Genomic DNA, 13540 nt, shown 5'->3' with positions numbered 1-13540 from the left:
CCGGCGCCAAGGTCGCCGCCGCGGTCGCGGCGTCCGCGGCGCTTGCGGCGGGCGGCGCGGGGGCCTACACGGCCGCCTCCGGGGGCGGCCCCCCGGACTCGCGGACGGACGTGCGCGTGAGGCCCGTGTCGGTCGTCCGGACGACCGGCCGTCCCGCCACCCGCGTCACGGCGAGCTATCCGCAGCTGAGCGGGCTGCCCGCCGCGCTGCAGACGAAGGTCAACGCGCTGGTCCGCGAGCCCGCCGAACGCTGGGCGCGGACGGCCGGCAAGGACATGGCCGCGTTCAACGGCACCGGCGACCCGCCGACCCCCTACACGGGCAAGGTGACCTACGAGGTGGGCCTGAGCGGGCCGAAGCTGTTCTCCGTCCGCTACGCCTACGGCGGGACGGTCGTCACGAGGACCACGGCGACGGCGCAGATGGTCACGGTCGACCTCACCACCGGGCGCGCCGTGCCGCCCCGCGACTTCTTCCAGGCGGGCGCGCTCACGGCGGCCGGCACCCATGCCTTCACCCGCCTGCTGGTCGAGTACGGGCCCGGCGGCGGCTCCCTGTGCGAGGGCGAGCCGGCGGACCCGGACGGCGGGGACGTCACCGCCGCGATGATCGAGGACGGCAACGTCTCGCTGATGCCGACGCGCACGGGCATCGACTTCTACCCGCCGGAGCCCGCGCTGGGCTACAGCATGGCCTGCGGACGGGCCTGGCGGCCGTTCAGCGTGCCCTACCGCCGGCTCGGCCGGTTCGTCCGTCCGGAGATCTTCCGCGCGGTGGGCGTCCCCGTCCCCTCGCCCTGACCCCGGACCGCCGCGTGGCCCAGCGCCGCCGCGTGACCCGGCACAGGGGAAGGCCCCCGCTCGCGTGGAGCGGGGGCCTTCCGCCGGTGAGTCCGGCCGGAGGCCGGGGGAACCCCCGGCCGGAGGGATCGGTCAGAAGGTGCGGCTGCGGCGCCGGCCGCGCCAGCCGCTGTGCCGCCATCCGCCGCCGCCGCGGGTGTTGAGGGAGGTGAGCGCGGCGACGCCGATCGCGGCGATCACCACCGCGAAGACGAAGGCGATGATCGCGCCCGCGCCGAGCGCGCTCGCGATCACGCCGCCGACGATCGCGCCGACGATGCCGACCGCGATCGTCAGCAGGATGCCGATCGGGTTGCGCCCGGGAAGCAGGAGCCGTGCCAGGGCCCCGATGACGGCACCGACGACGATGAACCAGAGGATCGTCGTGAGCATGTCAGATCAGTCCATTCCGTTTCCGTCGGCCCGGAGTTTCCCTCGGGCCCGTGGTCGCAGACCGGTATGCCCGTTCTGCCGGAATGAAACAAAATCCTGGTCAAGCCCGGTACGGCCGTGTCAAAACCGCCCGAGGCGGCCGCGCGCCCCCCGGCGCGGCCTCACGCGTACTGGGTGCCGAATCCCACGCCGCGCCGCTCGTCCTCGGCGATCTCCAGGTAGCCGACCCGGCCGGCCGGCACGACCACCCGGCCCGAGCGCCGGTCCTTGAGCACGAAGACCCCGTTCGGCTCGGCCAGCGCGCCGGCGAGGGCGTCCTGCACCTCGTCGGCGGACTGGTCGGTCTCCACCACGATCTCCTTCGGCACGTTCTGCACGCCGATGCGAACCTGCACGCGCTGCTCCCCTCGTCCGTCCGTCCCGCCCACGCGCGGGGCGGCCCTCCACGATGGTCGCACGATCACCGATGCGGTCACGGCCCCCAGGGCCCGACCGCCGAGGGCGGTGCAATCAGATCTGCGGGAAACCGGAGATGCCGCGCCAGGCGAGGCGGGCGATGATCTTCTCGGCGGTCTCCTTGGGGATGGCGCGGTGCTGCGAGAGCCAGTAGCGGGCGCTGACCTCGGCCATCCCGACCAGGCCCATGCCGAGCAGGTGCGCCTCGTCGCTGGCGGCGCCGGTGTCCTCGGCGATCACCTGGGCGATCATCTCGGCGCACTGCTGGTTGGCGCGGTCGACGCGGGCCCGGACGGGCGCCACGTTGCGCAGGTCGGACTCGAAGACCAGCCGGTACGCCTCGCCGTCGCCGGCCACGAAGTCGTAGAACGCCTGCATGCTGGCCTGCACGCGCAGCTTGTTGTCCGTGGTGGACCCGAGCGCGTCGCGCACGGTCTTCACCAGGGCCTCGGCGTGCTCGTCCAGCAGGGCCAGGTACAGCTCCAGCTTGCCCGGGAAGTGCTGGTAGAGCACGGGTTTGCTGACTCCCGCACGCTCGGCGATCTCGTCCATCGCCGCCGCGTGGTACCCCTGCGCGACGAACACCTCCTGGGCCGCGCCGAGCAGTTGCCTGCGGCGCGCCAGCCGCGGCAGGCGCGTGCCACGGGGGCGGGCGTCCGGGGTAGCCGTCACCACACTCTCCGATCACCAGATCAGCGCGACGGTAGAGGGTTTCCGTCGCGGGGAAACAATCCCATCATCCTACGCGCCGGTAACCTCGTGGGTCACTAACAAAGCACCCCGACATTCCTCGCGCGCGCAGGTCAGTGTATTTCCGGCGGCGACCCGCCGCAGCCGGACGAGCGGGCCGCCGCCCCCCGGGGACTACCGGTAGTCGTCCTCGTCGAGCCGGACCTCGCGGTGCTGCTCGGCGGCGTCGGCCTCGTTGACGTCCATCGGCACCTGGCCCGGCCACTCGGCCGCCTCCTCGCCCTCGCCCGCCAGGTCGGCCCGCTGCTCGGCCCGGTCGGCCTCGTTGGCGTCGGCGGCGTCGTCGGGCTGCGGCTCCCGCCGCAGGTCGTCGGTCTCGCTCATCGGGCGTCCTCCTCGCACGAGCCCTTCGGAAGATCCGTCACAGGCGTCCGGCCAGTTCCCGCAGCGGCGCCTCCACGGACTCGCCGTAGGTCGGGAACGCGTGCACGACGTCGGTGAGCACGCTCAGCGGCGTCTCCGCGCGGATGGCCAGCGCGATCTCGCTCATCCACTCCTCCGCGTAGAGTCCGGCCGCGACGGCGCCGATCAGCAGCCCGCGGGAGCGGTCGGCGTACAGCTCGACCCGGCCGCGCTCGTCGGCCTCCACCGCCGCCCGCGCCGTCGCGGCGAGGTCGTACCCGGCGGTGAGCAGGTCTATTCCGAGTTCCTCGGCCTGCTTCGGGGAGATCCCGACCGCGTAGACGGTCGGCGTCGTGTAGACGACGCGGGGGATCGCGCGGTAGTCGGCCGCGCGGTGCTCCCCGAGCAGGTTCGCCAGCACCAGCCGGGCCTGGTAGCGGGCCGCGTGCGTGGTGCGGGCGACGCCGGTGACGTCGCCGGCCGCCCACACGTCGCCGGCCGGGCAGGGCACCCGGCACGTCTCGTCCACCGGCACGCCGTGGCCGGGGGACGTCGCGACGCCGAGCGCCTCCAGCCCGAGGCCCTCCACCCGGGGCCGGCGCCCGGCCGCGACGAGGATCCGGTCGGCGTCCAGCGTGCCGCCGTCCGAGAGCCAGAGCCGCAGCCCCGACTCCTTGCGCTCCACATGCGAGAGGTCGGCGCCGAGCCGCAGGTCGACGCCCATCCGGCGGAGCGCCTCGGCGAGCACCTCGCCGGCGAACGGGGCCTCGGCGGTCAGCAGCCGCCCGGACGCCTCGACCACCGCGACCTGCGACCCGAACGCCGCGTACACCTGCGCCAGCTCGCAGCCGACCGGGCCGCCGCCGAGGATGACCAGCCGGCGCGGCAGGTCCGGCACCGACAGGGCGCCGTCGCTGGTCCACAGCGGGACGTCGGCGAGGCCGTCGACCGGCGGGATCACCGGCTCGCTGCCGGTGCACAGCACCAGGTCGGCGAAGCCGTGCTCGGCGCCGTCCACCTCGATCCGGCCGGGCCCGGTGACCTGGCCCCGGCCGCGCAGCACGGTGACGCCCTCCTCGGCCATCCGGGCGACGATCCGCTCGTCGGTGCGGTGCCCGGTCAGGGCGTCGCGGCGGGCCACCGCCATCTCCCAGGTCTCGCCGCGCCGCGCCGACAGCAGCAGCGACTTGGACGGAACGCAGGCGAAGTACGGCGACTCCCCGCCGACCAGGCGGTTCTCGACGAGCGCGACGTCGCGCCCCGCGCGGGCCAGGCCGGTGGCCACCAGCTCTCCCGCCGTCCCCCCGCCCAGCACCACGGCGTCGTAGTGATGGTTCTGCGACAACTGTTCTTCCTTCCGCACGGCGGGTGTGTGCCCGCTCACATCGCGTCCCCCGTGCACATGGTGGCGGAAGACGACGCCGGAGCGTGCCGGTTCGGACACATACGGCGCCCGGAAAGTGAGAGATCGTGTCAGGGGCGCGTCACGGGAGGGCGCGGCGCCGCCCGACCAGCAGGGGCTCCAGCAGGTCGCCGTCCCGCTCGACGCGGGCGAGCACCTCGTCGGGGGAGAACACCAGGTCGGTGGCGTCGCGGCAGGATCCGAGCTCGTCCCAGTCGAGCGGCGCGGACACCGACGGGCTGGGCGCCGCGCGCAGCGAGTACGGCGCGACCGTCGTCTTCGCCGGGTTGTTCTGGCTCCAGTCCACGAAGATCTTCCCCTTGCGCAGCCGCTTCTCCATCCGCGCGACGACCAGGTCCGGATGCTCGGACGCGAGGCGCTGCGCGGCGGCCTTGGCGTACTCCGAGGTCCGCGCCGCGTCGTTCGGCTCCTTGATCGGCACGTAGAGGTGCAGGCCCTTCTTGCCGCTGGTCTTCGGGTAGGAGTCGAAGCCGTCCTCGGCGAGCACGTCGCGGAGCAGCACGGCCACCTCGCACGCCTCGACGATCGTGGCGGGCTCGCCCGGGTCCAGGTCGAAGACGACCAGGTCGGGGGCGTGCTGCTTGCCGCGCGGGCCGACCTTCCACTGCGGGACGTGCAGTTCTAGCGCGGCGAGATTCGCGCACCACACGAGCGTGGGCAGGTCGTCGACGACGACGAAGTCCGCCGTCTCCCGGCCGGACGAGCTGCCCGGTGTGGGGATCTCCGCCGTCCGCACCCAGTCCGGCGTGTGCGAGGGGGCGTTCTTCTCGAAGAACTTCCCGCCGTCCACGCCCTCCGGCCAGCGGATCCGGGTGGCGGGACGGTCCTTCAGGTGCGGCAGCATCACCGGCGCGATCCGCGCGTAGTAGTCGATGACCTCGCCCTTGGTGAACTCCGGGTACAGGTTCTTGCCGAGGTTGGACAGGTTGAGGCGGCGCCCGTCCACCTCGACCTGCTCGCCGCTCACCACCGGTCCTCCAGCGCGGGGGACTCACTGCTCACTGGTGACCTCCAGGGGGTCCTTGTCGTCGCGGCGCCCCCGCCAGGACGGGAAGCGGAGGCGGCCGTCCCTGGTGCGGGCGCTGTAGGCGACCTCCCCGACCAGGCGCGGCTCAACCCACTGGGCGTCGCGGGCGTGCTCGCGCGGGACGGCCTCGTCGAACGGGCTGGTGGGGCGGCGCAGCGGCCACAGCGCCTCGTACAGGTCGTCCAGGGCGCGGTCGCTGAAGCCGGTGCCGACGTGCCCGACGAAGCCGAGCCGCCCCTTGGCGTCGTACTCGCCGAGCAGCAGCGACCCGACGCCGCCCTCGCGCCGGCCCCGGCCGGGCTTCCAGCCGCAGACGATCACCTCGCGGGTCTGGAAGTTCTTCACCTTCCGCCAGAAGTCGACGCGCCGGCCCGGCCGGTACGGGGAGTCCAGCCGCTTGGCGAGCAGGCCCTCCAGATGCTCCTCGACGGTGAAGGCGAGCAGCTCGTCCACCTGGGAGGTGTCGCCGCCGTGCAGGTAGGGGGGCACCTCGACGGGGCCGCTGCCGGCGAGGTCGAGCCCGGCGAGCAGCGCCCGGCGCTCGGCGTAGGGGACGTCGTACAGCACCCGGCCGTCCAGGAACAGTACGTCGAACACCACGTACCGGACGGGGACCTCGCGGATCAGCCGGGGGTGCGGCTCGGCGACGTGCATCCGCCGCTGGAGGCGCTCGAAGCTCGGCCGGCCCCGGTCGAACGCGACGACCTCGCCGTCCAGCACGACGTCGTGGTCGGGCAGCAGGTCGGACAGGGCGGTCAGCTCGGGGTAGCGGGACGTCACGTCGTTCCCGCGCCGGCCGGTGGCCCGCACGCCGTCCGGCGAGACCTGCGACACCACCCGGACGCCGTCCCATTTGAGCTCCAGGGCCCAACGCTCGCCGTCGCCGGGGAGGTCACCGGTGGCGGCCATCATCGGCTCGACGGGCCATGGCATGGTCATACGGGCGTCTTACCCGATGGCCGCGCCGAAGAAAAGGATCAAGAGTCCGTTATGGCGCAAATCGAACGGGGTTGCGACGCTAGGGGAGGAGCGGAACGGGCTGGGTAAGGACACGGCATGCGGAGTATCTGGAAGGGCGCTATCTCGTTCGGGCTGGTGACGATCCCGGTGAAGCTGTACTCCGCGACCGAGCAGCGGGACGTCAGCTTCCACCAGGTGCACCGGGAGGACGGCGGCCGGATCAAGTACAAGCGGGTCTGCACGGTCGACGGCGAGGAGGTGCCCTACGCCGACATCGCCAAGGGCTACGAGCTGCCGAGCGGCGAGATGGTGATCCTCACCGACGAGGACTTCGCCGACCTGCCGCTGTCCACCAGCCGGCGCATCGATGTGCTCCAGTTCGTCGAGGAGTCCGAGGTCGACCCGATCTATTTCGCCAAGTCCTACTACCTGGAGCCGGACGCGCAGGGCGCCAAGCCGTACGTGCTGCTGCGCGACGCGCTGGAGAACTCCGACCAGGTCGCGATCGTGAAGGTGGCGCTGCGGCAGCGCGAGTCGCTGGCGACGCTGCGGGTGCGGGGCGGGGTGTTCGTCCTGGAGACGATGCTGTGGCCGGACGAGGTGCGCCGGCCCGACTTCCCGTTCCTGGACGAGGACATCGAGGTCCGCAAGCAGGAGCTGTCGATGGCCTCGTCGCTGATCGACTCGATGGCGGGCGACTTCGACCCGACCGAGTACAAGGACGCCTACCGCGAGGCGCTCCAGTCGGTGATCGACGCGAAGGTGGAGGGCCGCGAGGTCACCCGGCCGTCCGAGGAGGCGGAGGAGGAGCCGGCCGCCGACCTGCTGAGCGCGCTGCGCGCCAGCGTCGAGGCCGCGAAGAAGAGCCGCGGCGGCGGAGGCGGCGGCAAGGCGGCGGCCTCATCGTCGTCGTCGGAGAAGGCGCCGGCGAAGAAGCCCGCGTCGCGCAGCCGCAAGACGGCGTCGAAGTCGGGCGGCAAGAAGGAGCCGGCGAAGAGCCGCACCCGCAAGTCGGCGTGAGGGCTACTCGATCGGGGCGAGGGTGGGGCGCTTGGCGGTGACGAGGTCGCCGGACGAGCGGCCCCGCAGCCGGCGCCCGATCCACGGCGCCAGGTACCCGCGCGCCCAGCGGGCGTTGGCCAGGCGCTGCGCGCCCCGGCTCAGCTCCGGCAGCGGCTCCAGCTCCGGCTTCCGCCAGTCGCCCGCGTCCGGGACGCCGAGCGCCTCCAGCATCGCCAGCGCCACGCGCCGGTGCCCCTCGGGCCCCATGTGCAGCCGGTCGACGCCCCACATCCGCCAGTCGCGCAGGACGTCCATGGACCACTGGTCGACGACGAACGCGCCGCGCCGGGCCGCGATCGCCCGCAGGTGCTCGTTGTAGACGGCGACGCGCCCGCGGGTGCGGCGGATGACGGGCGAGCCGACCGGGTCGACGCCGGTGAACAGGACCGCGTCGGCGCCCGTCGCGCGGATCGCCGCGACCGCCTCGTCCATCCGGGCGGCGAGCGCGTCGATGTCCGCGCCGGGGCGCAGCAGGTCGTTGCCGCCGCCCGACACCGACACGAGGTCGGGCTTCAGGTCCAGTGCGGCGGGGAGCTGCTCGTCGATGATCCGGCCGAGCAGCCGGCCGCGGACCGCGAGGTTGGCGTAGCCGAACCCGTGGGAGGCGGGTCCGTTCGACCGGACGGCGAGCTCGGCCGCCGCCCGGTCGGCCCAACCGCGCCAGCCCCCGCCGGCGGCGCCCCCCTCACAGGGGTCGCCGACCCCTTCGGTGAAGGAGTCGCCGATCGCCGCGTAACGCGTCCAGAGCATGAGCTACATGCTATTTGACCTGCGGTGATCGCCAGGCCGTCCGGAATGTGAGTTAGTTCTCCCGGCGCGGCGTGCGGGGTCAGCCGTCGCGGCGGGTGGCGAGGACGCGGCCGAGCATCGCGGCGGCGGCGGAGGGGTCGGTGCACGGCGCGATCCGCTCGCCCCAGCTGTAGAAGTACGACCAGGAGGAGTCGGAACGCTCCTGCACCGCGATCACGTTCTCGTTGAACATCCGCATGTCGGGGTTGGCGACGAGGGCGGAGGGCCAGCGGTCCGACGGCGGGGCCATCTCCACCGTCCAGCCGCGCGAGCGCAGCTCCTCGGTGAGGCGCTCCAGATGGCCGAAGGCCGTCTCGGCTTCGGTGATCGCCAACGCGGACATGATGCCTCCAGGGGAGTACCCGTGAACCGGGAGAACCAGGGTCGCCGGACGCGGCCGTCGCGGTGCGCGTCACACGAACGGCGCCGGGCGAATGGCATTCAGTTTCCCGCCGGGTGGCGCGGTCCACAACCGCTTTGCCATTGTTGGCGGCCCTTTTCTCGCGACCGGCCCCGACAGGCGGCCCCGATCGACGACCCCGGCCCCGGCCCTGAAGAGGGGGCCGGGGCCGGGGAGCCGGGTTCAGCGCACGGGTGCCGGCTCGGCCGCCCGCGGCGGCGCGGCGGAGTCGCCCTCGCGGAGCCCGTACCGCCCGTACAGCCGGGCCAGCGGGCCGGGCGCCCACCAGTTCGCGCGGCCGAGCAGCCGCATCGTCGCCGGCACCAGCAGCGCCCGGACGACCGTCGCGTCCACCAGGATCGCGACCGCCATCCCCACCCCGGTCATCTTGATGAACGCGACGCCGGACGTGGCGAACGCGCCGATCACCACGATGAACAGCAGCGCGGCGCTGGTGATGATGGCGCCGGTGCGCTGCACGCCGGTCGCGACCGCGGTGGTGTTGGAGCCGGTCAGGTCGTACTGCTCGCGGACCCGCGACAGCAGGAACACCTCGTAGTCCATCGAGATGCCGAACAGCATCGCCAGCATCAGGATCGGCATCGACGGGGAGATGGCGCCGGTGGCGGTGAAGCCGAGCGGGCCGGACAGGTGGCCGTCCTGGAAGATCAGCACCACCACGCCGAACGTCGCCGACAGCGACAGCATGTTCATCACGATCGCCTTCAGCGGCAGCACCACCGAGCCGAACGCCAGGAACAGCAGCGCGAACGTGACGCCGCCGACGAGCAGCGCCAGCCACGGCAGCGTGCCGCCGATGCTGGACAGCTGGTCCACGACGTCGGCCGTGCTCCCGCCGACGTGCGCCTGGGCGCCCGGCGGCGCCGGGACGTCCCGGACGCGGTGGACCAGGTCGCGGGCCGCCGCCGAGTCGGGCTCGGCGGAGTAGGTGAGCGCGATCCGCGTCGTGTCGCCCTTCGCGCCGGTCACGGTGGCGCCGGTCGCGCCGGGCAGCGCCGCGAGCCGGTCCCCGTAGGACTGGATCGCGGCCCGGTCGGACGTGCCGGTCACCACGGTCTGGACGGCCTCGGTGGAGTTGCTCGGGAACCGGGTCTGCAACTCCTCGGAGACGACCCGGGCGTCGGCGCCGGACGGCAGCACCTTGGCGTCCACACCGCCCCAGTTGATGTGGAGGAAGGGGCTGCCGAGCGTGAGCAGCAGCGCGACGGTGGCGACGGCGTAGATCACCGGGCGGCGCATCACGCTGTGCGCGAGCCGCCCCCACCAGCCGTCCGCCTCGCTCTTCGCCCGGCTCTCAGCCGTGGCGGGGGCGGCCTTGCGGCGCCGGATGGCCAGCGCGTTCACCTTCGGGCCGAGGGCGGCCAGCAGCGCCGGCAGCACGGTCAGCGCGCCGACCATGCAGACGAAGACGGTGGCGATGCCGCCGTAGCCCATCGAGACGAGGAAGTTCTGGTCGAACAGCAGCAGCCCGGACAGCGACACCGCGACCGTGACGCCGGAGACCGCGACCGTGCGCCCGGCGGTGGCCATCGTCGCGGCGAGCGCGTCCTCGGTGGTCGCGCCGTCCCGCCGGATCTCCTCGCGGAACCGGCTGACCATGAACAGGCCGTAGTCGATCGCGAGGCCGAGCCCGAGGAAGGTGGTGATGTTCACCGCGAAGATCGACACGTCGGTGACGTAGGTGAGCGCGTGCAGCGCGGTGAACGAGCCGAGGATGGCGATGCCGCCGATCAGCAGCGGCAGGCTCGCCGACACCAGCCCGCCGAAGATCAGCACGAGCAGCACCAGCAGCACCGGCATGGCCATGCCCTCGGCCCGGCCGATGTCGGACGAGACCCGCTCGTTGATCGCGGTCTGCGTGCCGAGGGAGCCGCCGACCTTCGCGGTCAGGCCGCCGCCGGCCTCGGTGAGGTCGTCCTTGATCGCGTCGTAGGAGTCCTGCCGCGCGCCCTCGTCCTTGCCGGTGAGCTGCAACACCGCGTAGGTGGACGTGCGGTCCTTGCTGACGAACTGCGGCGCCCTGGTCGTCCAGTAGGTGGACGTCCCGGCGACCTTGTCCTTCGGGATGGCGCCCAGCGCCCTGTCCACCGACGCCTTGTAGGCCGGGTCGTCCACCGTCATGCCGGGGCGCCCCGTGTAGAGGATCACCACGTCGGCCTGGTCGCGGCCCAGCTCGCGCTCGGCGATCTGCGTCGCCCGCGCGCTCTCGCTGCCCGGCGTGTCGAAGCCGCCGGACGAGGTCAGCGCGCCGAACACGCCCGTGCCCCAGACGCCGGCGAAGACCAGCGCCGCGCCGGCGACCGCGAGGACCCACCGCCGGCGGCGGTGGACCCAGCGGCCCCATCGCTCGAACATCGTCGTTCCCCCTACCTGTTACCCCGCGTCACGTCCGTGAACGCCGTAAACTAGCGAACGCTGTAAACTTTGCATATGACGTTCACTTTCGTCAATGGTGTTTTTGGGGAATCATGCGGAGGCGGCCGGAGGCGGCCGCACCGGGGAGGAAGAGGGGCGGAGCGTGACGACACGGCGTGACCGGCTGCGCGAGGCGACGGTCCGGGAGATCTCCGAGACGGCGCGGCGGATCCTGGTCGAGCACGGGCCCGAGGCGGTGACGCTGCGCGCCATCGCCCGCGAGATGGGGATGACGGCGCCCGCGCTCTACCGCTACTACGACAGCCACTCCGAGCTGCTGCGCCACGTCGTCGGCGACATCTACACCGAGCTGACGGCCGAGCTGCAGTCGGCCATCGCGAAGGTGCCGCACGACGACATGAGCGGCAAGTTCCTGTCGGTGGCCCGGCAGTTCCGCAGCTGGTCGCTCGGCCACCCCCGCGAGTACGGGCTGCTGTTCGGCGCCCCGATCCGCGGCCTCGCCCCCGACGAGCAGGCCGACTTCGCCGAGGAGTGCGCCCAGCAGTTCGGCTGGACGTTCATGTCGCTGTTCCTGGAGCTGTGGCAGAAGAAGCCGTTCCCCGTCCCGCCCGACGACGAGATCGACCCCGGCCTGCTGCCCCAGCTGCGCCGCTACCGCGCGGAGCGCCTCGGCGTGGCGCTGCCGCTCGGCGTGATCCAGCAGTTCCTCAAGTGCTGGGTGCGCCTGCAGGGCAGCGTCAGCCTGGAGGCCTTCGGCCATCTCAGCTTCGCGCTGGACGACGCCGCCCCCATGTTCGAGCTCATGCTCCAGGAGATCGCCCCGCCCCTCGGCCTCACCTACGCCCCGCCCGCGAAGGAGTAGGCGGCCCGGACGGCGCGAACCGTCCGGACAGCACGAGGCCCCCGGACAGCACGAGGCCCCCGGATCCGAAAGGGATCCGGGGGCCTCGTCACCGCCGGCGGGGCGGTGCGGTGCGTCAGTAGGTGGGCTGGCTCGGGTCGATCTGGTTCACCCAGGCCAGGACGCCGCCGCCGACGTGCACGGCGTCGCCGAAGCCGGCGTTCTTCACCACGGCGAGGGCCTCGGCCGAGCGGACGCCCGACTTGCAGTGCAGGACGATCTTCTTGTCCTGCGGGAGGCGCTCCAGCGCCGAGCCGTTCAGGAACTCGCCCTTCGGGATCAGCGTCGCACCCGGGATCGAGACGATCTCGTACTCGTTGGGCTCGCGGACGTCCACCAGGAAGATGTCGTCCCCGCGGTCCTGCATGCCCTTGAGGTCCTGGACGGTGATCGTGGAGTCCTTGACGGCCTCGGTGGCCTCCTCGGAGACCGCGCCGCAGAAGGCCTCGTAGTCCTCCAGCAGCTCGGTCTGCGTCGGGTTCTTGCCGCACAGCGGGCACTCGGGGTCCTTGCGGACCTTGACCGACCGGTAGGTCATCTCCAGCGCGTCGTAGATCATCAGCCGGCCGACCAGCGGCTCGCCGATGCCGGTCAGCAGCTTGATGGCCTCGTTCACCTGGATGGACCCGATCGACGCGCACAGCACGCCGAGGACGCCGCCCTCGGCGCACGACGGCACCATGCCGGGCGGCGGCGGCTCGGGGTAGAGGCAGCGGTAGCAGGGGCCGTGCTCGGCCCAGAACACCGACGCCTGCCCGTCGAACCGGTAGATGGAGCCCCACACGTACGGCTTGCCGAGCAGCACCGCCGCGTCGTTCACCATGTACCGGGTCGCGAAGTTGTCGGTCCCGTCCACGATCAGGTCGTACTGGCCGAAGATGTCCATGATGTTGTCGCGGTCGAGCGCGGTGTTGTGCACGACCACGTCGATCAGCGGGTTGATCTCACGGACGGTGTCGGCGGCCGACTCGACCTTCGGCTTGCCGAGCGACGACTGCCGGTGGATGATCTGGCGCTGCAGGTTCGACTCGTCCACGACGTCGAAGTCGATGACGCCGAGGGTGCCGACGCCGGCGGCGGCGAGGTAGAGCAGCGCGGGGGAGCCGAGACCGCCCGCGCCGACGACCAGGACCTTGGCGTTCTTGAGGCGCTTCTGCCCGGACATCCCCACGTCGGGAATGATGAGGTGCCGCGAGTAGCGGTTGACCTCGTCGCGGGTGAGCTCCGATGCGGGCTCGACCAGAGGTGGCAACGACACGGTGGGTGCTCCTGTGCTGACGCTCGGCTGTTACGGGGGCGGGACGTCGTCGTCCCCTCACGGCACAACCTTGCCATGTCCGCGCTCATTCCCCGAAGGGCGGTGCCCGGGGCGCATGGATCGGGATAGAGCGGGCACGGCCCTCTTTAGTACGGACCTCGTACGGAAGAAGGAGCCATGGGCATCCTCGACAAGCTCAAGAACAAGACCCAGAAGGCCAAGGGCCGGGGCAAGGAAGAGGCCGGATACCGCTCCGGCGACCCCTACCTGGAGGCCGAGGGCCGCAAGGACCAGACCGCCGGCGGCGCCAAGCAGGTCGGCGAGCAGGTCAAGGACGCGGCGAAGGAGGCCCGCCGGACCATGGAGCGGTGACCCCGCCGCACGGCGTGCCGTGACCCGCGCCACGACGGTGCCATGAGCGCGCCATGAGCGAGAGGGGCCCCTCCGCGGAGGGGCCCCTTCCCTGTCCGGGTGCGGGGACGTCCGGGTTAGGACGGTCCCCTCACCCCGATGTAAGGGCGGAATGTCATGAACCAGAGTTAA

General features: G+C 72.4%; 15 protein-coding genes. 4 read left to right on the top strand and 11 right to left on the bottom strand.

Annotated features, from left to right (window positions below):
- Nucleotides 1-800: polysaccharide deacetylase family protein (locus ABD296_RS40755; protein ID WP_344280711.1), on the top strand; the 800-nt coding region annotated here is incomplete at its 5' end.
- 132 nt (nt 801-932) lie between these two features.
- Here ABD296_RS40755 and ABD296_RS40750 read toward each other — a convergent pair.
- From ABD296_RS40750 to ligD (ABD296_RS40720), 7 genes are all read right to left on the bottom strand, one after another.
- Nucleotides 933-1232 (bottom strand): GlsB/YeaQ/YmgE family stress response membrane protein, encoded by a 300-nt coding sequence (locus tag ABD296_RS40750; RefSeq protein WP_344280709.1) that lies wholly within the window; start codon nt 1230-1232, stop codon nt 933-935.
- A 161-nt stretch (nt 1233-1393) separates the two neighbouring features.
- Nucleotides 1394-1627: a DUF3107 domain-containing protein gene (locus ABD296_RS40745; RefSeq protein ID WP_344280706.1), complete on the bottom strand. Its 234-nt coding sequence runs from the start codon at nt 1625-1627 to the stop codon at nt 1394-1396.
- A gap of 115 nt (nt 1628-1742) precedes the next feature.
- The gene (locus tag ABD296_RS40740) at nt 1743-2360 is read right to left on the bottom strand and encodes a TetR/AcrR family transcriptional regulator (RefSeq protein ID WP_344280703.1); all 618 of its coding nucleotides are present in this window, start codon (nt 2358-2360) and stop codon (nt 1743-1745) included.
- 192 nt (nt 2361-2552) lie between these two features.
- On the bottom strand, nt 2553-2762 hold the full coding sequence (locus ABD296_RS40735) for a hypothetical protein (protein WP_344280701.1): 210 nt from the start codon (nt 2760-2762) through the stop codon (nt 2553-2555).
- Nucleotides 2763-2799: 37 nt separating this feature from the next.
- Nucleotides 2800-4125, bottom strand: coding sequence for a dihydrolipoyl dehydrogenase family protein (locus ABD296_RS40730; RefSeq protein WP_344280698.1), 1326 nt, complete (start codon nt 4123-4125; stop codon nt 2800-2802).
- Between the two features lie 139 nt (nt 4126-4264).
- Nucleotides 4265-5170: a non-homologous end-joining DNA ligase gene (gene ligD, locus ABD296_RS40725; protein ID WP_344280695.1), complete on the bottom strand. Its 906-nt coding sequence runs from the start codon at nt 5168-5170 to the stop codon at nt 4265-4267.
- 24 nt (nt 5171-5194) lie between these two features.
- Nucleotides 5195-6169, bottom strand: a complete 975-nt coding sequence (gene ligD, locus ABD296_RS40720; protein WP_344280692.1) for a non-homologous end-joining DNA ligase — start codon at nt 6167-6169, stop codon at nt 5195-5197.
- A 117-nt stretch (nt 6170-6286) separates the two neighbouring features.
- Here ligD (ABD296_RS40720) and ku point away from each other — a divergent pair, with 117 nt between their 5' ends.
- Entirely contained in the window at nt 6287-7210 is a 924-nt protein-coding gene (gene ku / locus ABD296_RS40715; RefSeq protein WP_344280690.1) for a non-homologous end joining protein Ku, read from the top strand.
- Between the two features lie 3 nt (nt 7211-7213).
- Here ku and ABD296_RS40710 read toward each other — a convergent pair whose 3' ends face one another.
- The 3 genes from ABD296_RS40710 to ABD296_RS40700 form a co-directional block, all read right to left on the bottom strand.
- Nucleotides 7214-8002, bottom strand: coding sequence for an SGNH/GDSL hydrolase family protein (locus ABD296_RS40710; protein WP_344280687.1), 789 nt, complete (start codon nt 8000-8002; stop codon nt 7214-7216).
- 79 nt (nt 8003-8081) lie between these two features.
- Nucleotides 8082-8384, bottom strand: a complete 303-nt coding sequence (locus ABD296_RS40705) for a hypothetical protein (protein WP_344280684.1) — start codon at nt 8382-8384, stop codon at nt 8082-8084.
- A gap of 240 nt (nt 8385-8624) precedes the next feature.
- Nucleotides 8625-10817 carry an MMPL family transporter gene (locus tag ABD296_RS40700; RefSeq protein WP_344280680.1) on the bottom strand — a complete coding sequence of 731 codons (2193 nt, stop codon included), beginning with the start codon at nt 10815-10817 and terminating at the stop codon, nt 8625-8627.
- Between the two features lie 163 nt (nt 10818-10980).
- Here ABD296_RS40700 and ABD296_RS40695 point away from each other — a divergent pair, with 163 nt between their 5' ends.
- A complete protein-coding gene (locus ABD296_RS40695) occupies nt 10981-11700 on the top strand; it encodes a TetR/AcrR family transcriptional regulator (protein WP_344280676.1) in 720 nt (239 codons plus the stop codon).
- Between the two features lie 115 nt (nt 11701-11815).
- On the opposite strand, the gene moeZ is transcribed toward ABD296_RS40695, so the two are convergent.
- On the bottom strand, nt 11816-12997 hold the full coding sequence (gene moeZ / locus ABD296_RS40690; protein ID WP_344280673.1) for an adenylyltransferase/sulfurtransferase MoeZ: 1182 nt from the start codon (nt 12995-12997) through the stop codon (nt 11816-11818).
- Between the two features lie 177 nt (nt 12998-13174).
- On the opposite strand from moeZ, the gene ABD296_RS40685 reads away from it, so the two are divergent.
- Nucleotides 13175-13369 carry a CsbD family protein gene (locus ABD296_RS40685; RefSeq protein WP_344280670.1) on the top strand — a complete coding sequence of 65 codons (195 nt, stop codon included), beginning with the start codon at nt 13175-13177 and terminating at the stop codon, nt 13367-13369.
- Nucleotides 13370-13540 lie beyond the last annotated feature (171 nt).

The sequence above is a fragment of the Actinomadura napierensis genome (assembly GCF_039529375.1).
Lineage (GTDB): Bacteria > Actinomycetota > Actinomycetes > Streptosporangiales > Streptosporangiaceae > Spirillospora > Spirillospora napierensis.
Note: the sequence above shows the minus strand (reverse complement) of the source record. Positions and strands in the feature narration are given on the sequence as shown.

Excerpts from the sequence above, each read along its gene's own strand:
- ABD296_RS40705 (WP_344280684.1), bottom strand. The coding sequence starts at position 8,384 with ATGTCCGCGTTGGCGATCACCGAAGCCGAGACGGCCTTCGGCCATCTG.
- ABD296_RS40735 (WP_344280701.1), bottom strand. The coding sequence starts at position 2,762 with ATGAGCGAGACCGACGACCTGCGGCGGGAGCCGCAGCCCGACGACGCC.
- ABD296_RS40750 (WP_344280709.1), bottom strand. The coding sequence starts at position 1,232 with ATGCTCACGACGATCCTCTGGTTCATCGTCGTCGGTGCCGTCATCGGG.
- ABD296_RS40700 (WP_344280680.1), bottom strand. The coding sequence starts at position 10,817 with ATGTTCGAGCGATGGGGCCGCTGGGTCCACCGCCGCCGGCGGTGGGTC.
- ABD296_RS40685 (WP_344280670.1), top strand. The coding sequence starts at position 13,175 with ATGGGCATCCTCGACAAGCTCAAGAACAAGACCCAGAAGGCCAAGGGC.
- ligD (WP_344280692.1), bottom strand. The coding sequence starts at position 6,169 with ATGACCATGCCATGGCCCGTCGAGCCGATGATGGCCGCCACCGGTGAC.
- ku (WP_344280690.1), top strand. The coding sequence starts at position 6,287 with ATGCGGAGTATCTGGAAGGGCGCTATCTCGTTCGGGCTGGTGACGATC.
- ABD296_RS40710 (WP_344280687.1), bottom strand. The coding sequence starts at position 8,002 with ATGCTCTGGACGCGTTACGCGGCGATCGGCGACTCCTTCACCGAAGGG.